The 23336-nt window shown below is 72.0% G+C and carries 17 protein-coding genes; 10 read left to right on the forward strand and 7 right to left on the reverse strand.

The features are described from left to right. Positions 1-2 precede the first annotated feature (2 nt). Positions 3-473: a universal stress protein gene (locus tag CG723_RS01430; protein WP_100591303.1), complete on the reverse strand. Its 471-nt coding sequence runs from the start codon at positions 471-473 to the stop codon at positions 3-5. Positions 474-617: 144 nt separating this feature from the next. Between CG723_RS01430 and cyc2 the strand changes: the two genes are divergently transcribed. From cyc2 to CG723_RS01445, 3 genes are all read left to right on the forward strand, one after another. Then, positions 618-2819 (forward strand): germacradienol/geosmin synthase Cyc2, encoded by a 2202-nt coding sequence (gene cyc2, locus CG723_RS01435; RefSeq protein ID WP_100591304.1) that lies wholly within the window; start codon positions 618-620, stop codon positions 2817-2819. Between the two features lie 62 nt (positions 2820-2881). Further along, positions 2882-4771 carry an O-aminophenol oxidase PhsA gene (gene phsA, locus CG723_RS01440; protein ID WP_100591770.1) on the forward strand — a complete coding sequence of 630 codons (1890 nt, stop codon included), beginning with the start codon at positions 2882-2884 and terminating at the stop codon, positions 4769-4771. Positions 4772-4861: 90 nt separating this feature from the next. Continuing rightward, a complete protein-coding gene (locus CG723_RS01445) occupies positions 4862-5455 on the forward strand; it encodes a PDZ domain-containing protein (protein WP_100591305.1) in 594 nt (197 codons plus the stop codon). A 22-nt stretch (positions 5456-5477) separates the two neighbouring features. Here CG723_RS01445 and CG723_RS01450 read toward each other — a convergent pair whose 3' ends face one another. Next, a complete protein-coding gene (locus CG723_RS01450; protein WP_100591306.1) occupies positions 5478-6275 on the reverse strand; it encodes a metallophosphoesterase in 798 nt (265 codons plus the stop codon). Between the two features lie 215 nt (positions 6276-6490). On the opposite strand from CG723_RS01450, the gene CG723_RS01455 reads away from it, so the two are divergent. Both CG723_RS01455 and CG723_RS01460 read left to right on the forward strand, forming a co-directional pair. Then, positions 6491-7615 (forward strand): M24 family metallopeptidase, encoded by a 1125-nt coding sequence (locus tag CG723_RS01455; protein ID WP_100591771.1) that lies wholly within the window; start codon positions 6491-6493, stop codon positions 7613-7615. Positions 7616-7620: 5 nt separating this feature from the next. Next, the gene (locus CG723_RS01460) at positions 7621-8547 is read left to right on the forward strand and encodes an aminoglycoside phosphotransferase family protein (protein WP_100591307.1); all 927 of its coding nucleotides are present in this window, start codon (positions 7621-7623) and stop codon (positions 8545-8547) included. Between the two features lie 18 nt (positions 8548-8565). Here the strand turns inward: CG723_RS01460 and treZ are convergent, their stop codons facing one another. Together treZ and CG723_RS01470 are read right to left on the reverse strand one after the other, a co-directional pair. After that, on the reverse strand, positions 8566-10314 hold the full coding sequence (gene treZ, locus CG723_RS01465) for a malto-oligosyltrehalose trehalohydrolase (protein ID WP_100591772.1): 1749 nt from the start codon (positions 10312-10314) through the stop codon (positions 8566-8568). A 135-nt stretch (positions 10315-10449) separates the two neighbouring features. After that, positions 10450-11400, reverse strand: coding sequence for a GNAT family N-acetyltransferase (locus CG723_RS01470; protein ID WP_100591308.1), 951 nt, complete (start codon positions 11398-11400; stop codon positions 10450-10452). 195 nt (positions 11401-11595) lie between these two features. On the opposite strand from CG723_RS01470, the gene CG723_RS01475 reads away from it, so the two are divergent. Next, positions 11596-12153 carry a DUF1707 and FHA domain-containing protein gene (locus tag CG723_RS01475; protein WP_100591309.1) on the forward strand — a complete coding sequence of 186 codons (558 nt, stop codon included), beginning with the start codon at positions 11596-11598 and terminating at the stop codon, positions 12151-12153. A 44-nt stretch (positions 12154-12197) separates the two neighbouring features. On the opposite strand, the gene CG723_RS01480 is transcribed toward CG723_RS01475, so the two are convergent. Together CG723_RS01480 and treY are read right to left on the reverse strand one after the other, a co-directional pair. Then, positions 12198-13448: a M14 family zinc carboxypeptidase gene (locus CG723_RS01480; RefSeq protein ID WP_100591310.1), complete on the reverse strand. Its 1251-nt coding sequence runs from the start codon at positions 13446-13448 to the stop codon at positions 12198-12200. Positions 13449-13729: 281 nt separating this feature from the next. After that, entirely contained in the window at positions 13730-16144 is a 2415-nt protein-coding gene (gene treY, locus CG723_RS01485; RefSeq protein WP_100591773.1) for a malto-oligosyltrehalose synthase, read from the reverse strand. Between the two features lie 90 nt (positions 16145-16234). Here treY and CG723_RS01490 point away from each other — a divergent pair, with 90 nt between their 5' ends. Continuing rightward, positions 16235-17503 (forward strand): MFS transporter, encoded by a 1269-nt coding sequence (locus tag CG723_RS01490; RefSeq protein ID WP_100591311.1) that lies wholly within the window; start codon positions 16235-16237, stop codon positions 17501-17503. Here the strand turns inward: CG723_RS01490 and glgX are convergent. Continuing rightward, positions 17457-19571, reverse strand: a complete 2115-nt coding sequence (gene glgX, locus CG723_RS01495) for a glycogen debranching protein GlgX (RefSeq protein ID WP_100591312.1) — start codon at positions 19569-19571, stop codon at positions 17457-17459. The genes CG723_RS01490 and glgX overlap by 47 nt on opposite strands. Before the next feature lie 159 nt (positions 19572-19730). On the opposite strand from glgX, the gene CG723_RS01500 reads away from it, so the two are divergent. From CG723_RS01500 to CG723_RS01510, 3 genes are all read left to right on the forward strand, one after another. Beyond that, on the forward strand, positions 19731-20519 hold the full coding sequence (locus CG723_RS01500) for a Tat pathway signal sequence domain protein (protein ID WP_234374085.1): 789 nt from the start codon (positions 19731-19733) through the stop codon (positions 20517-20519). Between the two features lie 45 nt (positions 20520-20564). Next, positions 20565-21872 (forward strand): copper amine oxidase, encoded by a 1308-nt coding sequence (locus tag CG723_RS01505; RefSeq protein ID WP_100591314.1) that lies wholly within the window; start codon positions 20565-20567, stop codon positions 21870-21872. Between the two features lie 101 nt (positions 21873-21973). Beyond that, positions 21974-23230, forward strand: coding sequence for an SAV2148 family HEPN domain-containing protein (locus CG723_RS01510; RefSeq protein WP_234374086.1), 1257 nt, complete (start codon positions 21974-21976; stop codon positions 23228-23230). Positions 23231-23336: the final 106 nt, after the last annotated feature.

Genomic DNA, 23336 nt, shown 5'->3' on the forward strand with positions numbered 1-23336 from the left:
CGTCAGCTGTCGGACTTCTCCCGCACCACCACGACCGAGCAGTGCGCGTGCTGCGTCACCTGCTGGCTCACCGAGCCGAGCAGCGCCCCCTTGAAGCCGCCGTAGCCGCGGGTGCCCACGACCAGGAGATCGGCGGCCCCGGACGCCTCGACGAGGACCTTCGCCGCGGGCCCCTGCACCATGCGGCTGTGCACCGGGACGGGCGGGCTCTCGCCGACCGTCTCCGTGACGATGTCGATCAGTCTGACGCGCGAGGTCTCCTCGGAGGAGACCAGCTCGCGGCCGCCGGCCGCCGTGCCCACGTCGGCGGGCCCGCCGAGGCTGAAGGGATTCGTGGACCACTCCCAGCTCATGACGGCGTGCACCCGGCCGCCGACGAGCGTGGCCTGCCGCACGGCCCAGCGGAGGGCTTCCTTCGAGTGCTTCGAACCGTCGACGCCTACGACGATCAACGGCTCCGTGGCCTGGCTCACCGAGGACTCCTCAGCTGGGGATCGGGTGGGATCGGGTACCGCCCTTTTCCCCGTCCGGACGCTCCTCAGTCGTCGGTTCACGCGATGGTGCGATCATGTGCCGCCGTCCGGATGCCCGCCGGAGGCCACGGGTAGGGCCGGGCCATGACGCAGCCGTTCGAACTGCCGCACTTCTACATGCCGTACCAGGCGCGGCTCAATCCACACCTCGACGAGGCGCGGGCGCACTCCACGCAGTGGGCCCGCGAGATGGGCATGCTGGAGGGGTCGGGCATCTGGGAGCAGAGCGACCTCGACGCGCACGACTACGGACTGCTGTGCGCGTACACCCACCCCGACTGCGACGGGCCCGCCCTGTCCCTCGTCACCGACTGGTACGTGTGGGTCTTCTTCTTCGACGACCACTTCCTGGAGACGTTCAAGCGGACCATGGACCGCGAGGGCGGCAAGGCCTATCTGGACCGCCTGCCCCTGTTCATGCCGATGGACCTGTCCACCCCCGTGCCCGAGCCGCAGAACCCGGTCGAGGCGGGCCTCGCCGACCTCTGGGCGCGCACCGTGCCCGCCATGTCGGTGGACTGGCGCAGAAGGTTCGCCGAGTCGACCGAACACCTCCTCAACGAGTCGATGTGGGAGCTGTCCAACATCAACGAGGGGCGGATCTCCAACCCCGTCGAGTACATCGAGATGCGCCGCAAGGTCGGCGGCGCGCCCTGGTCGGCGGGGCTCGTCGAGTACGCGACCTCCGAAGTGCCCGCGTCCGTCGCCGGGTCGAGGCCGCTTCGCGTCCTGATGGAGACGTTCTCCGACGCCGTGCACCTGCGCAACGACCTCTTCTCGTACCAGCGGGAGGTCGAGGACGAGGGCGAGCTGAGCAACGGCGTACTGGTCCTGGAGACCTTCTTCGGCTGTACGACGCAGGAGGCCGCGCAGACCGTCAACGACATCCTCACCTCGCGCCTCCACCAGTTCGAGCACACCGCGCTCACCGAAGTGCCCGCCCTCGCCGTCGAGAAGGGGCTCACACGGCCCGAGGTCGCCGCGGTCGCCTCCTACACGCGGGGCCTCCAGGACTGGCAGTCCGGCGGCCACGAATGGCATCTGCGCTCCAGCCGGTACATGAACGAGGGGGCGACGGGGAGCAACCCGCCGGCGGGGCCCACCGGGATCGGCACGTCCGGCGCGGACGTCGGGGCGCTGCTCGCGGCGGCCGGCGCAGAGCGGCTGCGCGCCTACACGCATGTGCCGTACCAGAAGGTGGGCCCGTCCCTGATCCCCGACTTCTACATGCCGTTCCCGCTCCGGCTGAACCCCGGCCTGGAGGAGGCCCGCCGGCGCATCACGCCGTGGGCGCACGCCATGGGAATCCTGGCGGAAGGCGTCTGGGACGAGGACAAGCTCGCCGCCTACGACCTGCCCCTGTGCTCGGCCGGTCTCGACCCCGACGGGGACCAGGACGCCCTGGACCTGAGTGCGCACTGGCTGGCCTGGGGGACGTACGGGGACGACTACTACCCGCTCGTCTTCGGGCACCGGCGTGACCTCGCCGCGGCGAAGCTGTGCACCGAGCGGCTCTCCGCGTGCATGCCCGTCGACGGCGGCGAGATCCCGCCGCCCGTGAACGCGATGGAGCGCGGCCTCGCCGACCTGTGGGCCCGCACCGCCGCCGGGATGGCGACCGAGCAGCGGCGCACCCTGAAGGCGGCCATCGACGTCATGACGCAGAGCTGGGTGTGGGAGCTGTCCAACCAGCTCCAGAACCGTATCCCGGACCCCGTCGACTACCTGGAGATGCGCCGCGCCACGTTCGGCGCCGACCTCACCATGAGCCTGTGCGGCCTCGGCCACGGCCCCGCCGTGCCCCCGGAGGTCTACCGCAGCGGACCGGTCCGCTCCCTGGAGAACGCGGCCGTCGACTACGCGATGCTCCTGAACGACGTGTTCTCGTACCAGAAGGAGATCGAGTACGAGGGCGAGATCCACAACGGCATCCTCGTCGTGCAGAACTTCTTCGGCTGCGACTACCCGACCGCGCTCGGCGTCGTGCACGACCTGATGACGCAGCGCATGCAGCAGTTCGAGCATGTCGCCACCCATGAATTCCCCGTCCTGTACGACGACTTCAAGCTGTCGCGCGAGGCCCGGGCGACCATGGACGGCTACGTGCGGGAGCTCCAGAACTGGATGGCCGGGATCCTCAACTGGCACCGCGAATGCCGCCGTTACGGGGCCGACGACCTGGCCCGGCGCGCGCATGGGTTCGTACCGGGAAGGTTGCCGAACCTTTTCAGCCGGAATGAGGGGTTCATGGAACCCTCGTGGGGTGTGGTGAGTCCTGTGGGGTGAAGGCGGCCATCGACCGGCCGCACCACGGGGGATGTAACACAGAACACGGGGGTGTTCTCACCATGACCGACATCATCGAGAGGATCACGGACGGCCTGGCGGGCGCGGCGCGGGATTCCGCGCCCGCCGCGGCGGACGGTGAACTGGCGCCGTACGTCGCGCCGTTGACCGTTCCGCCCGTCCTGCGTCCCGACTCCACGGACGTCCTGCGGGAGACCGAGATCGCGCTGCGGCCGACGTGGGTGCGGCTGCACCCGCAGCTCCCGCCGACACTCATGTGGGGGTACGGCGGATCGGTGCCGGGGCCGACGATCGAGGTCCGGCGCGGGCAGCGCGTCCGGATCGCCTGGACCAACCGCATTCCGAAGGGCAGCGAGTACCCGGTCACCGCCGTCGAGGTGCCGGCGGCGAACCCCAACCCGAGCACCGAACCGGGCCGCGACGGCGTCCCGCCGATCGCGGACGTCGCCGCCCTGCCCGCCTGGACCGTCACTCACCTGCACGGCGCGCAGACCGGCGGCGGCAACGACGGCTGGGCGGACAACGCGGTGGGCTACGGCGACGCCCAGCTCTCCGAGTACCCGAACGACCACCAGGCGGTCCAGTGGTGGTACCACGACCACGCCATGAACGTGACGCGGTGGAACGTCCACACGGGCCTCTACGGCACCTACCTCGTCCGCGACGACGAGGAGGACGCGCTCCAACTCCCCTCCGGGGAGCGGGAGATCCCGCTCCTCGTCGCCGACCGCAACCTCGACACGGACGAGGACGGCGCGCTCAACGGCCGCCTGCTGCACAAGACCGTGATCGTCCAGGAGAAGAACCCGGAGACGGGCAAGCCGGTCTCCGTGCCCTTCGCGGGCCCGTACACCACCGTCAACGGCCGCATCTGGCCCTACGCCGAAGTGGACGCGGCCTGGCACCGCTTCCGCCTGGTCAACGCGTCGAACGCCCGGATCTACGACCTCGTTCTGATCGACGAGGACGACAACCCGGTGCCTGGTGTCCTGCACCAGATCGGCAGCGACGGCGGGCTGCTGCCGCGGCCGGTGCCGGTCGACTTCGACGAGGCGCTGCCCACGCTGACCGTCGCGCCGGCCGAGCGCATGGACCTGCTCATCGACTTCCGCGCGCTCGCGGGACGCCGCGTACGCCTCGTCAACAAGGGCGCGGGCCAGGCGCCCGGCGTACCCGACCCGGCGAACAACGTGCGCTATCCGCACGTCATGGAGTTCCGCGTCGGCGAGTGCGGCGCGGACGACCCGTTCGAGCTGCCCGAGGTGCTCTCGGGATCCTTCCGCCGCCTGACGCACGACATCGAGCACGGGCACCGGCTGATCGTGCTGACCCCGCCCGCCACGAAGGGCGGCGGTGGTCACCCCGAGATCTGGGAGATGACCGAGGTCGAAGGGGAGGTCGAAGTCCCAGCGGACGGCGTCATCCAACTCCGTGGCGCCAACGGCACGTCGAAGACGTACCGGCGCACCTCCCGCACGTTCAACGACGGCCTCGGCTTCACCGTCGCCGAGGGAAGCTACGAGCAGTGGAGCTTCCTCAACCTCGCGGTGAACCCGCCCGTCGTGCACCCCATGCACATCCATCTCGCCGACTTCCAGATCCTCGGCCGTGACACGTACGACGTGTCGGGGTTCGACGTGACGGCCGGCGGCACGCGCGTGCCGCTCGCGCCCGACCCGGCCACGCCGGTCCCGCTCCCGCCGAACGAGCGCGGCTACAAGGACGTCTTCCGGGCGCTGCCCGGCCAGATGCTGCGCGTCATGGGCCGGTTCGACGGCGCGTACGGGCGCTTCATGTATCACTGCCATCTGCTGGAGCACGAGGACATGGGCATGATGCGGCCGTTCGTGGTGATGCCCGCCGAGGCGATGAAGTTCGACCACGGTGCGGGGCACGGCGGACATGGGGGGCACGGAGGGCACGGCGGCTGACCCGATGCCAGAAATGCCCGGTTCAGTCTCACTCGTTCGGGAATCGTCGCGCCGGACGCGGACGGGTAGGGCTTTGGCCGGAGGTGGGCCATGGAACAGACCGCGTTGCGCCCCAAGTCGATGCCCGGAGCCCCGCGCCGTGAGGCGGCGGCCCGGGGGAACGGTTCGGGCGGCCGCCGCCCGCATGCGGCGCGGCGCCGCGGCAAGCGCCTCGTCACTCTGCTGCTCGGCCTGCTGTTCGGGGCCGTGCTCGTGCTGTCGGGGGTCGGCCTCGGCACGGTCGGCGCCGCCGTCATAGGCATGAGCAAGCTGGCCGAGATGCAACAGCAGGCGGGGGCGGCGCCGCGGCCGCCGGCGCTCACGCCGTCACATCCGCCCACCTCTTCCGCGTCCCCGTCGCCCTCCGCACGCCCCGTGCGGGCGGCGCTCGGCGTCGAGGCGGTGGACGCGCCCAAGGGTGCGGGGGCGCTGCTCGTGGGCGTGCACGTGCCCGGTCCCGGCTACACGGCGGGTCTCGTCCGCGGCGACGTGCTGATCGCCTTCGGCGAGACCCGGATCGGCTCCGCGGGCGCCCTCGCCCAGGCGGTGGAGTCCGCGCGTCCGGGCCGGCAGGTCACGCTGACGGTCCGGCACGAGTCGGGCGTGCGCCAGGTGCTGGCGGTGACTCCTGGAGTGGTGACCTAGGGGAGCGCCCTACGGGGGGAGATCAGACCACCCGGAAGTGCGTCGTCAGACGCCGCTCGTCGTCGAGGATGTGGAAGGCCAGGCCCACCGGAGCGTCCCGGTCCGCCACACCCTCGCCCTCCCAGGGCAGCCGCAGCGTCCAGGTCACGCCGGGGCCGATCACCAGCGGACGGCCCGCGAACACGGTGGCGGCCGGGGTGTGCGCGTGCCCCGCGATGATCCCGGCGATCTCCGGCCGCCGCTCCAGCAGAGCGGCCAGCTCCCGTGGTCGGTCCAGCTGGTACGCGTCGGGCAGCGGGTGGTGCAGCGCCACCGGCGGGTGGTGGAACGCGAGCAGGACGGGCGTCTCGCCGTCGAGCCCGTCGAGGGTGTCCTCCAGCCAGCCGTACGTCTCCTCGTCGAGCCGGCCCTCGTCGGCGCCCGGAATGCTGGAGTCGCACATGAGGACCACGGCGCCGCCGACGTGGTGGGCGTGGTTCACCGGCCCCTCGGCCGCGGGTTCGCGCAGCAGCGCCTTGCGGTAGGGCGCCCGGCTGTCGTGGTTGCCGGGACAGGTCAGGACGGGGAAAGGCAGGCCGGGGAAAGGGGCGCCGGGGGGCGGTGGGCCGCCGTCGCTCGGCCCGCCCGTGTGCAGCCCCAGCAGCTCCGCCGCCTCCTCGTACTCGGACTCCGCGCCGTGGTCCGCGATGTCGCCGGTGACCAGGAGGGCGTCGAAGGGGCCCGGCAGCGCCCGGAGGTGGTCGATCACGCGCCGGGCGCGCGCCGTGGCGCGCGGGGTCCCGTCGAGGTGCAGGTCGCTGATCTGGGCCAGTACAAGCATGGTTGTACGTCCTTCGGAGAAGGGGGTTAACGGATGCTGCCGATCTAACCATTAGTTGTAATGGTTGAACAATGGGTTGGCGTTAGGTGGTGGTCCGGGCGGGTGGCGCGCGCATGCGGGAACTGACTCGCGTCAGGCCCGGCGGGCGGGCAGGATGCTGCCCGTACGTCCTTTTTGTAGAAGCGATGTTCAGCTCGGAGCACCCGGAGGACCGGATGACCGCCACGCCCGCGCCGTTCACGGCCGACGACTACAAGGCCCGGATGGAGCGCGCCGCCCGGTCCGCGGCCGACGCGGGGCTCGCCGGCGTCCTCGTCGCCCCCGGCCCCGACATGGTCTGGCTCACCGGCTATTCGCCCACCGCCGACACCGAGCGCCTCACGATGCTCGTCCTCGCCCCGGGCCGGGACCCCGTCCTCGTAGTCCCCACGCTCGAGGCACCGGACGCCGCGAAGGCGGTGGGAGCGGACGCCCTCACCCTGCGGGACTGGACCGACGGCAAGGACCCGTACGCGGTGACCGCGCCCCTCCTCGACGGCTCCGGGCGCTTCGGCATCAGCGACAACGCGTGGGCGATGCACCTCATCGGGCTGCAGAAGACACTGCCCGACACCTCGTACGCCTCCCTCACGGAGGCCCTGCCGATGATGCGCGCCGTCAAGGACGCGGCCGAACTCGAACGGCTCACGGCCGCCGGCGAGGCTGCCGACGCCACGTACGAGGAGATCAAGAAGGTGCCCTTCGCGGGCCGCAGGGAGACCGACGTCGCGGGCGATCTCGCCGATCTGCTGCGGCAGTTCGGGCACTCGCAGGTCGACTTCACCGTCGTCGGATCGGGCCCGAACGGCGCCAACCCGCACCACGAGGCGGGCGAACGCGTCATCGAGAACGGCGACATGGTCGTCCTCGACTTCGGCGGCCTCAAGCACGGCTACGGCTCCGACACCTCCCGCACCGTGCATGTCGGCGAGCCCACCGCCGAGGAGCAGCGCGTCCACGACGTGGTGCGCGAGGCGCAGGCGGCGGGCTGCGCGGCGGTCGAGCCGGGCGCCGCCTGCCAGGACGTCGACCGCGCCGCCCGCGCTGTGATCACCGAGTTCGGCTACGGCCAGTTCTTCATCCACCGCACCGGCCACGGCATCGGCGTCACCACCCACGAACCGCCCTACATGATCGAGGGCGAGGAACTGCCCCTCGTCCCCGGAATGTGCTTCTCCGTGGAGCCGGGCATCTACCTTCCGGGCCGCTTCGGGGTGCGCATCGAGGACATCGTGACGGTCACCGAGGACGGCGTGCGACGGCTGAACAGCACGTCGCGGGACATGGCGATCGTGAGCTAGACGCCATGTCCGACGCCCCGCGGCCCACTCAGGACACCGTACGAAGACTGCTGGACACCCTCCTCCCCGACGGCGGGCGGCTCGACGTCAGTGCCGTGGCCGAGGGCGGCGAGCACTCCACCTGGTGGGTCGGCACCCGCTATGTGCTGCGCCTCGCCCTCGACGCGCCGTCGTCCGTGCGCCAGCGCCGCGAGATCAGGCTCCGTGACCTCGTGCGCCAGCACGTCGGCATCGCCGTGCCCGCCTCTCTCGCGTCCGGCGAGTGGGCGACCGGGCGCACGTACACCCTCGATACGCGGCTGCAGGGCGCGTCGGGCGAGGTCGTCGACGTCACCGCGGTCGGCGAGGAGGACCTCGCGGGGCTGCTCGGCGGCCTGCGGGAGGTGCCCGCCGCGCGGGCCGAGGCGCTCGGGCTCACGAGGACCGCGCCGCGCTCCCTCGACGCAGTGCGCCGGGAGGGTGCGCGGGCTGCCGAACTCCTCGGCGGTGACGGCGAGTTCGAGACCGCACGCCTCGGGCAGCTGACCCCGCAGGCCGCCGCCCAGCTCGCCCCGCAGCCCGGCGCCGTCGTGGTCCACAACGACCTCAGGGGCGAGCACCTCACCGTGACCCCTGACGGCCGGGTGCGCGGCGTCCTCGACTGGACCGACGCCGTCATCGGCGACCCGGCCGAGGACATCGCGGGCCTGAGCATCTCGGTCGGCGCCCGCGCGGCCGTCCGCGCGGCGACCCTCGCCGGTTATGGCCCCCGCGCCAGCCTGCGCGGCCTGTGGCTGGCGCGGTGCGACACCCTCGTACGCCTCGGGGAGCGCCTCCACGGCACGGACGACAGCCCCGTGCCGCTGCTGCGCACCCAGCTGGAGCGCGCGTGGGAGGCGATCCTCCTCGAACTCGTGACGGAACTCCCCGACAAGGACCCGGAGACCGGCTGAAGCTCCTTATGAGCCGGCCTACGGCCCGACGAGCACCGCGCACGACCGCGGAGGGACGGTGAGCAGACCGTCCTCGCCGGGCAGCCCCACCGGCTCCCACGCGGCGAGCACCCGGTAACCGTTCCGGCCGACCGGCACCGCTGCCGGCTCGTCCGACAGGTTCACCGCCACCCGCAGATCGCCCCGCCGGTACGCGATCCAGCGGGCCTCCTCGTCGTACGCCACGCGCACGGCCGCCAGGTCGGAGTCCATCAGGTCGGCCCGGGCACGGCGCAGCGCGATCAGCTCGCGGTACCAGGCCAGCACGCGCGCGTGAGAGTCGCTGTCCGGCTCCGACCAGTCCAGGCAGGAGCGTTCCCGGGTCGCCGGGTCCTGCGGATCGGGAATGTCCTCCTCGGCCCACCCGTGCGACGCGAACTCCCGCCGCCTGCCCTTGCGTACGGCGTCGGCGAGCGCCGGGTCGGTGTGGTCGGTGAAGAACTGCCACGGGGTGCCGGCGGCCCACTCCTCGCCCATGAACAGCATCGGCGTGAAGGGCGCCGTCAGCACGAGCGTGGCCGCGCACGCGAGGAGCCCGGGGGACAGGCTCGCGGAGAGCCGGTCGCCCTGCGCGCGGTTGCCGATCTGGTCGTGGGTCTGGGCGTAGCCGAGCAGCCGGTGCGCGGGGGTGCGGGTGCGGTCGATGGGGCGCCCGTGATGCCGGCCACGGAACGTCGAGTACGTGCCGTCGTGGAAGTAGCCCCGGCTCAGGGTCTTGGCGAGCGCGGCCATCGGCGCCTTCGCGAAGTCCTCGTAGTAGCCCTGGGACTCGCCCGTCACCGCCGTGTGCAGGGCGTGGTGGAAGTCGTCGCTCCACTGCGCCTGGAGCCCGAGGCCGCCGTGGCTGCGCGGGGTGATCACGCGCGGGTCGCCGAGGTCCGACTCGCCGACCAGGAACAGGGTCCTGTCCTGCTCCTCGGCCAGGGCGTCGACGGCCGTGGACAGCTCCTCCAGGTAGTGGACCGCGCGCGTGTCGCGCAGCGCGTGCACCGCGTCGAGGCGCAGCCCGTCGATCCGGTAGTCGCGCAGCCAGGCGAGCGCGCTGCCGACGAAGTACGCGCGCACCTCGTCGGAACCGGGGGCGTCGAGGTTGACCGCGGCGCCCCAGGGCGTGTGATGGGTGTCGGTGAAGTACGGCCCGAACGCGGGCAGATGGTTGCCCGAGGGGCCCAGGTGGTTGTGGACCACGTCGAGGACGACGCCGAGCCCGAGCCCGTGCGCCATGTCGACAAAACGCTTCAGCGCCTCGGGGCCCCCGTACGGCTCGTGCACCGCCCACGGGCTGACGCCCTCGTAGCCCCAGCCGTGCCGGCCGGGGAACGGACACAGCGGCATCAGCGCCACATGCGTGATGCCCAACTCGACGAGGTCGCCCAGCCGTTCGGCCGCGGCGTCGAGCGAGCCCTCACGCGTGAACGTCCCCACGTGCAGCTCGTACAGGACCGCGCCGGGGAGGCCGCTGCCCGGCCCCGACTCCGAGCGCCATGTGTACCGCGCGTGGTCGACGACCGCGCTCAGGCCCTCGGGCCCGTCCGGCTGGCGGCGCGAGCGGGGGTCGGGCAGCGCCGGCCCGTCGTCGAGCGCGAACCCGTAGCGCGAACCGTCCTGCGCGTCGGCCTCGCCCGCCCACCACCCCTCGCGGTCCGGGTCGCGCTCCAACGCGCGCGTGGTGCCTTCGCAGTGGAGCGCGACCCGCTCTGCCTGTGGTGCCCACACCTCGAACTGCACGGACGGTTCCCCCTTGTCTGCCGACAGTGACGACCCGTCCATCCTGCGTCAGCGGAGATCGATCCGCTGGGATTCGCAGTGGGTTCCGCGCATTCCTCGCCGGATCGGACCCGCCGCCGAACCGGCCGGTGAACCTCAGACGAAGTTGATGCGCTTCTCCGTGACCGGGTACCCGGCCTTCGCGAAGTTCGCCGCCATCGGGAAGTTCCCGTCGTCCGTCGCCCCGGCGATGAACTCGGCGCCCTGCTCCACCAGGAAGTGCGTCGACTCGACCAGCAGGTCGTACGCGTATCCGTGGCCGCGCTGCTCCGGGACCACGCCGATGAACCCGATGCACGGCCCGCCGGGGTTGTGGGCGGGGATGTGCAGGCCGGCCAGCTCGCCCTGCGGTGTGTACGCCAGCTGCCACCACTCGCGCGGTGACGGGCACCAGTGGAAGAAGTCCAGTTCCTCCTGCGCGGCCGTGTCGAGGCCGGACTCCTCGATGGCGCGGCGCGCGTGCGCGTCGAGCGTCGCCGAGTGGACCCGGCGCAGCACGTCGAGGATCACCTCGTCGTCGGGTTCCGCCCGGAACTCCAGGCGGCCGGGGCGCTCCGGCAGACCGTTCTCGGGCGTCCACCGGTAGCGCAGCCGTTCCACGAGCAGCTTCTTGCCGGCCCGCGTGACCGCCTCCATCCGCGCCTCGGCGGCCGCCCGCGTCCGCGGGTCCTCACGCCAGCCCGCGGGCAGGATCAGCTCGTACTCGACGTCGAACGGGGCCTGCCGCAGCAGTTCGGCGCCCGCCTCGATGTCGTCCTCCAGGACGTCGAACCAGTTCAGGTTCACCGGTTCCGTGTCGTCCTTGCCGCCCCACCAGGCGGCTCGCGCGACCACGCGCCCCTCCCGCAGGGCGACCCAGGTCCACTCGGGGCGGTAGTCGCCGCCCTCGGTGACGGTGCGATATCCGACGCCGGTGATGACGCGGCCGACCAGGCCCGGATCATCGAACGTACGGAAAAGCGGAACGTCTTCCTCGGTCAGTGCGCGGACGACCGGACGGGTGTCGTCGTGCGCCGGGTGCGGGCTTCCGTGCGGTGCAGCAGTCAAGAAATCTCCTGGTCCAGGCGAACGCGCCGGGTGGCGGTCCGGGCTGCCGAACGTAGCAGCGGGCCCGCGCCGGGCGCGCCCGGTTTTCCGCACACTCCGTCAAACCACCGTCCTTGCTGGTCAAGGCCGTACGGGGGCGGGCTGAAGTTCGTCGTTTTCTGGACACCTCGGCCGCGCTGCCGGACAATCACGTACGTGACCTCCTCGTTCGAGCACCATACGTACCCCGCGCGGCTGTCCGACGCCGAGCGCGACAGGGCGTTGCGGGAGCTCCGAGAGGGCGCCGCACTGGGCAGGCTGTCGCACGACACATTCGTACGGCGCATGGAGCTGGCACTCGCCGCGCGCCGGTCCGACGAACTGGCCGCGCTCACCGCCGATCTGCACACCGAGGGCCGCTGGTCCCGCGCGGTCTTCGGCACCGTGGCGGCGGTCTCCGGCTTCACGGTGCGGCTGCGCGGGGCGTGGCAGCGCGAGCGGCTCCCGAAGCTGCAGCTGCCGTCGCCGAACAACCCCTACCCGCTGCGCATCGGGCGTGACCCGGCCAACGGACTGCGGCTCAGCCACGAGACCGTCTCCCGGGTGCACGCCGAACTGAGCAGGCAGGGCGGCATGTGGGTGCTGCGTGACCTCGGCTCCACCAACGGCACGTCCGTCAACGGGCGGCGGGTGGTCGGCGCGGCGGTCGTCCAGGACGGCGACCAGGTCGGCTTCGGGCGGATGTCGTTCCGGCTCTCCGCCGACTCCGCCTGATTCAGGGGCGTTGCAACTCCGGTCGTTCCAGCGGATGTTCGCAGTCAGCCACCCGCCGCGAGCGTGTGCCGCACGGCCGCGACGGTCGTACGCGACTGGTGCTCGACCTGGTGCTCCAGCGGCACCCAGCGCGCACTGAACCGCTCCGCGAACGCGTCGCACCAGTGGGTCACCAGCTGCTCAAGACGCTCCGTGTCCGGGTCGCCGGCCTCTTTCAGGACCCGCAGGAGCATCGCGGCCGCCCGCAGCGGCAGCCGTCTGGAGAACGCGTCGATGCTCCCCACGTACGCCATCGTCGCGTCCGGCGGCGGCGGTTTCAGCCAGTCGTGCGCGAGGCCCGGCACCAGCGCGACGGCCCAGCGCGCCGCCCGCATCAGCGGCCCGTCCACCTCGGGAAGCCGCGGCAGCGCCGACTGGAGGATCTCCTCCACGAGGAGTGTGTCCCGGCTCAGTCGCAACGCGAGGCGCCGCAGCGCCCGGTCGGGGGCGGGGTGCGGCGCCGGATCGTCCACGAGGTCGCTCGCCCACATCGGGACCTCGACGATCGCCGTGCGGCCTCCGTAGCGGTGGGCGTGGTGCCAGGTGCTGTGCCGGGCGTCGTCCGGCAGGCTGGGGAACGCGGCCTCGGCGCCGGGCTCGGGCATCACATGGACGCCGGGCCCCGTCGCGGGCCAGCCCGCCGCGTCCGACGCCCCCGTCTCCACCGGGATGTGCAGCTCCGCCGCCGACTTGGCGAACGGCTCCGCGAGCCCCGGTATGTCCCGCGTCAGCTGCACCCAGCTACCGCCCAGGTCGGTGCCGTGCAGGGACACCTGGAGAAAGGGGCGCAGCTCGTCGATGACTCCGGTCAGGGCCCGAGTCTCGGGCGGCAGCCGGTCGGGCGGCAGCACGGAGGGCGACCACTCGGGCTGCTCGGGGCCCGCGGGGCGGAAGAAGTGCCGGTGGTAGTCGAGCAGGGTGCGCGGCGCGGGGGTGCGGTGCAGATCCGCGCCGTCGGGGTCGGCGCACAACAGGAAGTGCCAGGAGCAGTCGGTGCGTAACTCCCGCTCCATCAGGGCCCGTTCGGCCAGGCGCAGTAGAGTGGAGCCACCGGCCGGCTCGTTCGCGTGCGCGCCCGCGACCACGAGCACCGCGCGGTGGTCGTGCCCCACCGACAACAGGTGCAGCGGCCGGCCCGCGCGTGAGGTCCCGACCTGGCGTAGAACGCACAGGTCGGGTCGGTGAGACGCCAGCTCCCGTGCTGACTGGACCAGTTCGGCCACATTCGGGTAGCGCTGCTCCGTCAGGTGACTCACCCCCGTTGGTGCTCCCCGCGTCGCATCCCGCAGTACCCCACGCTGCGCGGCACCTGTCAAGAAGGCGGCATCGGGTGCCTCATCGCTGGTGCGGCCCGGGGCCCGCCGGGGCGAGGAAGGGCTAGCCGACGGCCTCGGAGAGCAGCTTGATCACACGCGGCCAGAAAACGCCGCCGGTACTCGTCAGTTGACGGGTGCGCGCCACGAGGAGCACAACCGGAGGCCGGCTGAACGACTCCTGTCCGCGCGCGCCGCCCGTGAACTGCCCCCGGACGCCCTCCTCAGCCGACCGGCGCCCGCACCAGGAGCGCCACCGGAAGCCGGTCGAACAGGTCCTCCACGCGTGCGTGGCCGGTGAACTCCCGTCCCGGGACGAGCAGGTCGACCCAGCGGCCCTCCGGGAGCGGCAGTTCCGTGTCACGCCAGCCGCCCGACTCCGCGAGGCGCAGGGACAGCCGGGTCACGGCGGCGACGGCCTCCCCGGAGCGTGCGAACGCCACACAGTGCGCGGCGCCCGCCCCCCGCGCGGGCAGCGGATCGTACGTCGACTCGCCGCCGAACCACTCCGGGTGCGCCCGGCGCAGCCGCAGCGCGGCGACGGTGAGCGCCAGTTTCTCGTCGGACAGATCGAGGGGCACGGACCCCTCACCGGAGTTCAGCAGCTTCAGGTCGAAGCGGGCCGGCGCACGGTTGTCCGGATCCACCAGTGCCCGGTACTCGCGCTCCGTCCCCTGGTAGACGTCCGGCACCCCCGGCATCGTCAGATGGGCGAGAGCGGCCCCCAGGACGTTCGCGCGCGCATGGGGCCGCAACGAGTCCGCGAACGCGGCGACGGCCTCCCTGGGCGGCCCGCACGGGCCCGCCGCCACGAAGTCGCGTACCGCCTTCTCGTAGTCCGCGTCCGGCTCGGTCCAGCTCGTGTGCAGCCCGGCCTCGCGCACATGCTTGAGCATCGCGTCCTGGAGCCGCTCGCCGTCCTGGTGACCGAACCCGACCGCCGTCTGCCAGGCCGCCCAGGCGAGTTGCGCATCGGGCGAGCTCGCGCCGCCCTCGCGCGCGGTCCGCTCGGTGACCTCCGCGAGCAGATCGGCCCAACGCCCGGGACACTGCGTGAGCACGGAGATCCCCGCCCGCACATCGGCGCTCCGCTTGGTGTCGTGCGTCGACAACACGGTGCCCGTGTACGGCCAGTCGCGCTGCACGCGCGCGCAGTACGCGTGGAACGACTCCGGGTCCACAGCGGGGCTCTGCGGCGTACCGCCGACCTCCGTCGCGGACAGCAGGGGCGCGTGCCGGTAGAACGCCGTGTCCTCGACCGCCTTGGCCCGCAGCGCGGACGCCGTCTGCGCGAACCGCGCCCGGAACGCGCCGTGTTCGGGCCCCGACCCGCGCTTCCCGAGTGCCAGATCCCGCACGGTGTCCACCGCCTTGGCCTCCTCGGCGACGGTGAACACCGCCTTCGCGTCCTCGGCGTCCTCGGGCGTGAGGACGCTCTCGGGGTCCGCGCCCCCGGTCGCGTACGGCCGGTACACGTCGAGGCGGACCAGGAGTTCGCGTACGGCGGCGCGCAGGGCCCACGGGGCGTGGTCGCGCAGGGCCGCGTCCGCGGCACACAGCCTGACCGCCTCGCGCGTGAGGCGGTCCACCTCGGCCGCCAGCTCGTGCGTGACGACCTTGTACGCCGCGCGGCGCGCCGTGGCGTTCCAGTCGCCGCCCCGGTCGGCGGGCGCCGCCGTGAAGCGCCGGAACAGGCCGAGCAGTTCGTCCGCGCCCGACGGGTCGGTGAACAGGCCGTCGATCCGGCGCAGCGCGTCGTAGCCCGTCGTGCCTGCCACCGGCCAGGCGGCGGGCAGCTGCTCGTCCTCACCGAGGATCTTCTCGACGACGGTCCAGCGCCCGCCGGCCGCGTCGGCGAGGTCCTTCAGGTAGGCGCCGGGGTCCGCGAGGCCGTCGGGGTGGTCGACGCGCAGCCCGTCGAGGACGCCCTCGCGCAGCAGCTGGACGATCTTCTCGTGGGTGGCGTCGAACACCTCACGGTTCTCCACGCGGACCCCGATGAGGTCCGAAATGGTGAAGAAACGCCGGAGGTTGAGCTCGGTGCGGGCCAGACGCCACCAGCCGAGCCGGTACCACTGCGCGTCGAGCAACTCGGGAAGAGGCAGCGTCTCCGTGCCCTCGCGCAGCGGGAACGCGTGCTCGTAGTAGCGCAGCACACGGCCGTCCACCTCCAGGTGGTCCAGTTCGTGGCTCAGCCGGTGGCCGAGCACGGGCAGCAGAACCCGCCCGCCCTGCGCCTCCCAGTCGATGTCGAACCAGTGCGCGTAAGCGGAGTGCGGCCCGTCCCGCAGTACCTCCTGGAGGGGCCGGTTGAGCCCGGCCGCCGCCGCCATGTGGTTGGGCACGATGTCGACGATCAGGCCGAGCCCGTGCTCCCGCGCCGTCCGCGCGAGCGCCCGCAGCCCGGCCTCACCGCCCAGTTCGTCCCGCACGCGCGCGTGGTCCACGACGTCGTACCCGTGCGTGGAACCGGGTACGGCCTCCAGGACCGGCGACAGATGCAGGTGCGAGACGCCCAGTGAGGCCAGATACGGGACGGCTCCGGCGGCGGCGGCGAACGGGAACGCCGGCTGGAGCTGCATCCGGTACGTGGCCGTGGGCGGGGCGGGGACCTCGCCCTCGTGATGGTCCGGTGTCATGCGCGTCATGCGAACCTACGTACCCGCCCAGGCGTCTTTCGTGTCATCGCCGCATGCATATGTCACCGGCGCCGTCGATAGTTTCGAACGATGGCACAGGCAGCGGGCGGAACGTCGGCGACATACCGCGAGGTGCTCGGGGCGACCGGGGTAGTGCTCCCGGTGATCTCGTTCCTGGGGCGGCTGCCGGTGGCGGTGATCCAGTTCGGCAGCGTCCTGCTGATCACCAGGACGAGCGGTTCCCTCGCCACTGGAGGGACCGTGGCCTGCGCGCTCGCGCTCGGACAGGTGGCCATGGGGCCCGTCGTCGGCCGGCTCGCCGACCGGCGCGGCCAGCGGAGCGTCGTGCTGTGCTGCTCGCTGCTGAACGCCGTCGCGATCGCCTGCTACACGCTCGGCGCCCTCGCGGGGCCGTCCACGCCGCTCTTGGTGGCGCTCGGCGTGCTCGCCGGAGCCACGGTGCCGGGGATCGGCCCGCTGGCCAGGGCCCGGGGCGTCGCGCTCGTCCGCCGCGGGGGTGCGGACGAGCGCGTCGTGAACACCGTGCTGTCGCTGGAGAGCACCATGGACGAGCTGTCGTTCGTCCTCGGGCCCGCACTGATCGGCGTCGCGTCCTTCGTCGGCCACCCCGCGTACGCGTTCGGGGCCGCCGCTCTCCTGGTCGCCGCCTGCGGCACGGCGTTCGCGCTGCACCCGACGGCGACGGCGGTGCGGCCCGCGGGGGCGCCCACCCCCAAGGAGCCGCGCGCCCGGCGACCCCGCATGCCGCGCGAGGTCCGGCTCGTGCGCCTCGGCCTCGTCCTCCTCGGCATCCTTCTCGGCGGCTGCGGGGCCGGGATCACGGCGCTCACCCAGAAGCTCGGCCAGGAGGACCAGGCGGGCCTCGTCTACGCCGCCATGGGCGTCATGAGCGCCGTCGTCGGCGTGTCCATGGCCGCCGTGCCGGAGCGCTTCGGGCTCGCGCTGCGCTGGCGCGTCGCCACTGCGGCCGCCGCCCTCCTGTCCCTCCTGCTGATCGGCACGCAGAGCATGCCGGGCCTCTACGTGGCGGTGACCGTGTTCGGCGCCGTCTTCGCGCCGAACCTGATCACCGGCTTCGGACTCACCGAACGCGCCGTGCCGGGCGAACGTCTCGCCGAGGGCATGACGTTCGCCGCGAGCGCCTTCGTCGGCGGGCAGGCGGTGACGCTCGCCGTGGCGGGCCGCCTCGCCGAGTCCCACGGCCCCGCCGCGGCTTTCACCGTGGGCAGCGTCGCCGCGGCCCTCGCGTTCGGCGTCGCACTCCTCGTGAAGGCCCCGGCGGAACCACGAGTCACGCCGGCCGCTGCAGCACCGTCAGGCTCCGGTCGAGGAGCGTGAGGCGGTCACCGGCCTTTACCTTCGCGCCGGTCCCGTGGGGCACGCCTTCGGGCAGCGACGTGTCCACGACGACCTCCCACTGCCGGCCGTGGTTGACCGGCACGAGGAACTCCAACGCGTCGGGCGACGCGTTGAACAGCAGCAGGAACGAGTCGTCCGAGATGCGCTCGCCCCGGGGGCCCGGCTCCGAGATCGCGTGCCCGTTGAGGAACACCGACAGAGCTCGCGCCTGCGCCGCGCCCCAGTCGTCCCGCGTCATCTCCTCGCCCTCCGGAGTGAACCAGGCGATGTCGCTCAGCTCGTCGTGGGTGCCCTCGACCGGCCGCCCGTGGAAGAAGCGGCGCCTGCGGAACACCGGGTGGTCACGCCGGAGCCGCGCCATCGCGCGCGTGAACGCCAGCAGGGCGTCCTGCTCGCCGTCCTCGGGCCAGCGCACCCAGGCCAGCTCGCTGTCCAGGCAGTAGGCGTTGTTGTTGCCGTTCTGCGTGCGCCCCAGCTCGTCCCCGTGGCTGAGCATCGGCACGCCCTGGGAGAGCATCAGCGTCGCGATGAAGTTGCGGATCTGACGGTTCCGCAGGCCGAGCACTCCGGGGTCGTCGCTGTCGCCCTCCACACCGCAGTTCCACGACCGGTTGTGGCTCTCCCCGTCACGGTTGCCCTCGCCGTTCGCCTCGTTGTGCTTCTCGTTGTACGAGACCAGGTCGCGCAGGGTGAAGCCGTCGTGGCACGTGACGAAGTTGATGGAGGCGAGCGGGCGGCGGCCGTCGTCCTGGTAGAGGTCGGACGAGCCGGTCAGCCGCCCGGCGAACTCGGCGAGGGTGCGCGGCTCGCCCCGCCACAGGTCCCGGACGGTGTCCCGGTACTTGCCGTTCCACTCCGTCCACAGCGGCGGGAAGTTGCCCACCTGGTAGCCGCCCTCGCCGACGTCCCACGGCTCGGCGATCAGCTTCACCTGGGAGACCACCGGGTCCTGCTGCACCAGGTCGAAGAACGACGACAGCCGGTCCACCTCGTGGAACTGCCGCGCCAGCGTGGCCGCCAGGTCGAAGCGGAACCCGTCCACGTGCATCTCGGTGACCCAGTAGCGCAGCGAGTCCATGATCATCTGTAGGACGTGCGGCGACCGCATGAGCAGCGAGTTCCCGGTGCCCGTCGTGTCCATGTAGTAGCGGCGGTCGTCCGCGAGGCGGTAGTACGAGGCGTTGTCCAGGCCCCTGAAGGACAGCGTCGGGCCCAGGTGGTTGCCCTCCGCCGTGTGGTTGTAGACGACGTCGAGGATGACCTCGATCCCGGCCTCGTGCAGTGCCCGTACGGCCGACTTGAACTCCAGGACCTGCTGCCCGCGGTCGCCCCAGGAGGCGTAGGCGTTGTGGGGGGCGAAGAAGCCGATGGTGTTGTAGCCCCAGTAGTTGTTCAGGCCCATCTCCACCAGGCGGTGGTCGTTGACGAACTGATGGACCGGCATCAGTTCGAGCGCCGTCACGCCCAGCTCCGTGAGGTGATCCAGGATCGCCGGGTGGGCGAGCGCCGCGTAGGTGCCGCGCAGCTCGTCCGGGAGGGCCGGGTGCGTCATCGTGAGGCCCTTCACATGGGCCTCGTAGATCACCGTGTGGTGGTACTCGGTGCGCGGCGGACGGTCGTCGCCCCAGTCGAAGTAGGGGTTGACCACGACCGACGTCATCGTGTGCGGTGCCGAGTCCAGGTCGTTGCGCTTGTCGGGCGACCCGAAGGGATACCCGTACACCGCCTCGCCCCAGTCGATCCGGCCGCTGATCGCCTTCGCGTACGGGTCGAGGAGCAGCTTCGAGGAGTTGCACCGCTGACCCCGCTCCGGGGTGTACGGGCCGTGCGCGCGGAAGCCGTACCGCTGGCCCGGCATGATGCCGGGCAGGTACGCGTGCCGCACAAAGGCGTCGGACTCCCGCAGCTCCACCGCGGTCTCCGACCCGTCGTCGTGCAGCAGACACAGCTCTATGCGCCGGGCGGCCTCCGAGAAGACCGCGAAGTTGGTGCCGGCGCCGTCGTAAGTGGCACCGAGTGGATACGCCTGTCCAGGCCAGACCTGCATGGGTACGACTCTTCCACTTCCGGCCCGGATGCCCCGGGCGACTTCGGCGAGAGTCTTCCCGAAAGTGACGGAACCACCTAGGAATTGGGCCCCTCTTACAGGAAGACCACGCATACCCGTCGCCCACAGGTGGGGCCGCGGGGACAACAGGGGGAAGATGTGCGAGAGCTCGCAAGACGCCATCTGGGGAAAATGATGGCGGGAGCGGCCGTCGCGGCCGCGGCGACCGCCGTGCTGCTGGGCGTGACCCTGCCGGGGGAGGCGGGCGCGGGCGACCAGGCCAAGGCCGGCTCCGCCCAGCAGGACGCGATCCCGAAGGACGGCGTGATGGAGGCCGCGCCGAAGGAGGGCGAGAAGGGCGTCGGCAGGGACCCGCTCACCGACGACGAGATCGAGCGCGCCGAACAGCTCGCCGTCGCGAGCAACGGACTGCGCAGGAGCGCGCGGGACGTCGAGGGCGACCGGGGGCCACAGCACCTGTCCACGAACCTCAGCGAGGTGGACCCGACGCAGAGCGGTCCGCAGGCGGCCGAGCGCCGCGCCGAGGTCGTCTACTACGACTACAAGGCCGACACGGTCGTGACCAGGACCGTGAACCTCGACAGCGGCAAGGTCGAGAACACCGACACGGCGCACGGCGTGCAGCCGCCGCCGAGCCCCGGCGAGCTGCGGGAGGCCACCGAGCTCCTCATCGCGGACCCGCTCGGCGCCGGCCTGAAGAAGGACTACAAGGACGCCACCGGCAAGCAGCTCACGGGCACGGACCAGCTGGAGCTGAGCGGCATGGTCTTCCGCAAGGAGACCGTCGCCCATGTCCCGTCCGGCCTCACCGCCTGCGGCGAGCACCGGTGCCTGCGCGTCGTCACCAAGGTCAGGAACGGGCCGTGGATCGACACCCGCGCCCTGGTCGTCGACCTCAGCGCGCGCACCGTCGGCCGCCTCGGCTGAGTCCCTCACGCCCGCCTCTCCTCCTGCTTGAAGGAGTCATTCCGTATGCACGTCAACAGACTTCGGCGCGCCCGCGCCCGGGCCGCTGTCGCCCTCACGTCCCTCGCCCTGCTCGGCACCGCCGTCAGCGCCGCGGGCCCCGCCACCGCCGCCCCCCAGGCGCCCGCCGCCGCGGCCCCGGCCTGCAGCACCGCGTACAAGATCGAGCAGGTCCTCGACGGGGGCACGACCTGGCGCATGTGCTGGCACTACAACACGCTGTCCGGGCTCGTCCTCGACAACGTCAGCTACCAGCCCAAGGACGAGCCCAAGCCGATCGCCGTCCTCACCAGCGCCCGCCTCGCGCAGGTCCATGTCCCCTACGACGACGGTGAGAACGAGTACGACGACGTCACCGGTACCGACTTCGGGTACGCCCTGCAGAACCTGAAGCCCGGCGAGTGCCCCGGCGGCACCATCAAGACCGTCAAGGTGCCCGACCGGGGCAACGTGCAGGGCCTGTGCACCACCACGCGCGCGCGTGGGCACGCGTACCGGCTCAACGACGACGAGAGCACCGGCGGCAGCGGCAAGGTCTACACCGCCCAGGGCAAGGACCTCCTCGTCTACACGGTCAACAAGGCGTCCTGGTACGAGTACATCACCGAGTGGCGGTTCTCCTCCGACGGGACGATCACGTCGAACGTCGGCGCGACCGGCAGCCTCTCCCCGTACGACTACAACGGCACGGACGGCAAGGGCTGGCCGATCGGCAAGGGCGCCCGCGCCTATGCCGAGAGCCACGCCCACAACGTCTTCTGGCGGCTCAACTTCGGCCTCGACGGCTCCCCCAAGAGCAAGGTCGAGCAGTACGACTCCAAGGTCACCGCGCCGAGCGGCAGCGGCAGCCCCACCACGAAGACCACCCGCACCCCCGTCACCAAGGAACTCGCCGGTGACGCGAAGGACATGCGCTGGTGGCGGGTCGTCAGCACCGCGGGCAAGAACAAGGACGGCCACCCCAGGTCCTACGAGTTCGTGCCCGGCCGCACAGCCAAGTTCCCCGGCCGCTCGTTCACCAAGCACGACGTGTACTTCACCGAGTACAAGAAGTGCGAGCAGTACGCGAGCGACAACCCGGCCGGGCACTGCGGAGGCGCCAGCGTCGACAAGTGGGTCGGCGGACAGACGCTCACGCACCCGATCACCTGGGTCAACATCGGGTTCCACCACATCGCCCGGGACGAGGACCAGCAGCCGATGCCGGTCCACTGGCAGGGCTTCTCACTGGCCCCCAGGGACGTGACCGCTATGAATCCGCTCACTCCCGCCGACCTCGCGGACCAGAACGGCGTGCCCAGAAACGGTAGTTGAGAAACTACCCTGCCCATCCGGCTGCACCGCCGACCGCTCCCGGAGTACCCTTCCTTGATCGTTGCTGGGGAGTGCTCGGGGGAGCGGAAGGCGGTGCGTGGGTGAGCTCGGGTGGGCTGGAGCTGCCCCCTGGTGACGCAGGTCACGAGGGGAGCTCCGCTGACGTCCCGCCCGGAGCGGTGTCCTTGGCACGGCCGATGGACATGGGATCCCAGATCGGACCGGAGTCGGAGTTCGCCTGGGGCGCCGACGCCTGGAGCGAGGTCCGTACGCGCGCGCAGCGGGCCGGCCGCGCCTACATCTGGCTGAACCTGGTCGAACAGCGGCTGCGGGCCGTCGTGGCCGCAGTGCTGCGCCCCATCTACGAACCCGTCCACGGCGACGACTGGGTCGTGGCCGCCGCCGGGCCCGCCGGGCAGGAGTGGGTCCAGCGGGCCGTCGCCGTGCGCGAGGTCAGCCGGCGCAAGGGCTATCTGCTCGACCCGGCCGACGACAACGTCCTCAGCTTCCTCACCCTGCCGCAGCTGCGCGAGCTGATGGTGCAGCACTGGCCCTGCTTCGAGCCCTACTTCGACGACCGCCGCGACGTCGAACTCGCCCTCGACGAGCTCGAGGTCACGCGGAACGTCGTCTCGCGCAACCGCGCCCTGTCCGAGGCCGTCCTCGCCCAGGCCGAGCGCGCGTCCGGGCGGCTCCTGGAGATGCTCGGCGCGGGCTCCGACGTGCCGTCCGGCCGCAGGCTCCCCGTCGACGCCGTCGAGGAGCTCGTCGGCGACCGGTACGCCGACGTCGTGGGCGTACACCCGGACCGGGTGCGGCTTCTTCGCCAGTTCCCGGCCGAGGACATCTTCGGCGGCGCGCGCCGCCTCGACGCCATCGGCATAGGCCTGAACATGCTGGTGCAGAACTTCTCGGGCCGCCGCCTCGTCCGGCTCGCCGAGTCCGGCTGCCGGGTGCGGCTGCTCTTCCTCAACCCCGCCTCCAGCGCCGTCAAGCGCAGGGAGCGCGAGCTGGGTCTCAAGCGCGGCGAGCTGAGCCGCGCCGTCGAGATGAACATCCTGCACATGCGCCGGGTGCGGGCCCGGCTGCGCGACCCGGGCGCGTTCGAGATCCAGGTCTACGACGAGACGCCACGGTTCACCGCGTATCTGGTCGACGGCGACGGGTCGGACGGCGTCGGGGTCGTCCAGTCGTACCTGCGCCGGGCCAGGGGCATGGAGGCGCCGGTCCTCGTGCTGCGCGGGCCCGGACGCGTGGTGAAGGCGAACAGTCCCCACGACGGGGAGGAAGCCGGACTTTTCCCCACGTATCGCGAAGAATTCGAGCTGGCCTGGGCGGACGCCCGGCCCGTGTCCTGACCCCGCTGCACGGCGGGAAGCGGAACGCCCTCGGCCCGTTGTCAGTGCCCCATGTCATCGTGGTGGCCACTGGGGAGACACGGGGACGCACCATGAAGAAGGGGGC

Source organism: Streptomyces sp. CB01635, assembly GCF_002803065.1.
Lineage (GTDB): Bacteria > Actinomycetota > Actinomycetes > Streptomycetales > Streptomycetaceae > Streptomyces.

Coding starts and splice junctions, on each gene's coding strand:
- CG723_RS01505 (WP_100591314.1), top strand. CDS start 20,565: ATGCACGTCAACAGACTTCGGCGCGCCCGCGCCCGGGCCGCTGTCGCC.
- glgX (WP_100591312.1), bottom strand. CDS start 19,571: ATGCAGGTCTGGCCTGGACAGGCGTATCCACTCGGTGCCACTTACGAC.
- cyc2 (WP_100591304.1), top strand. CDS start 618: ATGACGCAGCCGTTCGAACTGCCGCACTTCTACATGCCGTACCAGGCG.
- phsA (WP_100591770.1), top strand. CDS start 2,882: ATGACCGACATCATCGAGAGGATCACGGACGGCCTGGCGGGCGCGGCG.
- CG723_RS01450 (WP_100591306.1), bottom strand. CDS start 6,275: ATGCTTGTACTGGCCCAGATCAGCGACCTGCACCTCGACGGGACCCCG.
- CG723_RS01445 (WP_100591305.1), top strand. CDS start 4,862: ATGGAACAGACCGCGTTGCGCCCCAAGTCGATGCCCGGAGCCCCGCGC.
- treY (WP_100591773.1), bottom strand. CDS start 16,144: ATGACACCGGACCATCACGAGGGCGAGGTCCCCGCCCCGCCCACGGCC.
- CG723_RS01455 (WP_100591771.1), top strand. CDS start 6,491: ATGACCGCCACGCCCGCGCCGTTCACGGCCGACGACTACAAGGCCCGG.
- CG723_RS01460 (WP_100591307.1), top strand. CDS start 7,621: ATGTCCGACGCCCCGCGGCCCACTCAGGACACCGTACGAAGACTGCTG.
- CG723_RS01490 (WP_100591311.1), top strand. CDS start 16,235: ATGGCACAGGCAGCGGGCGGAACGTCGGCGACATACCGCGAGGTGCTC.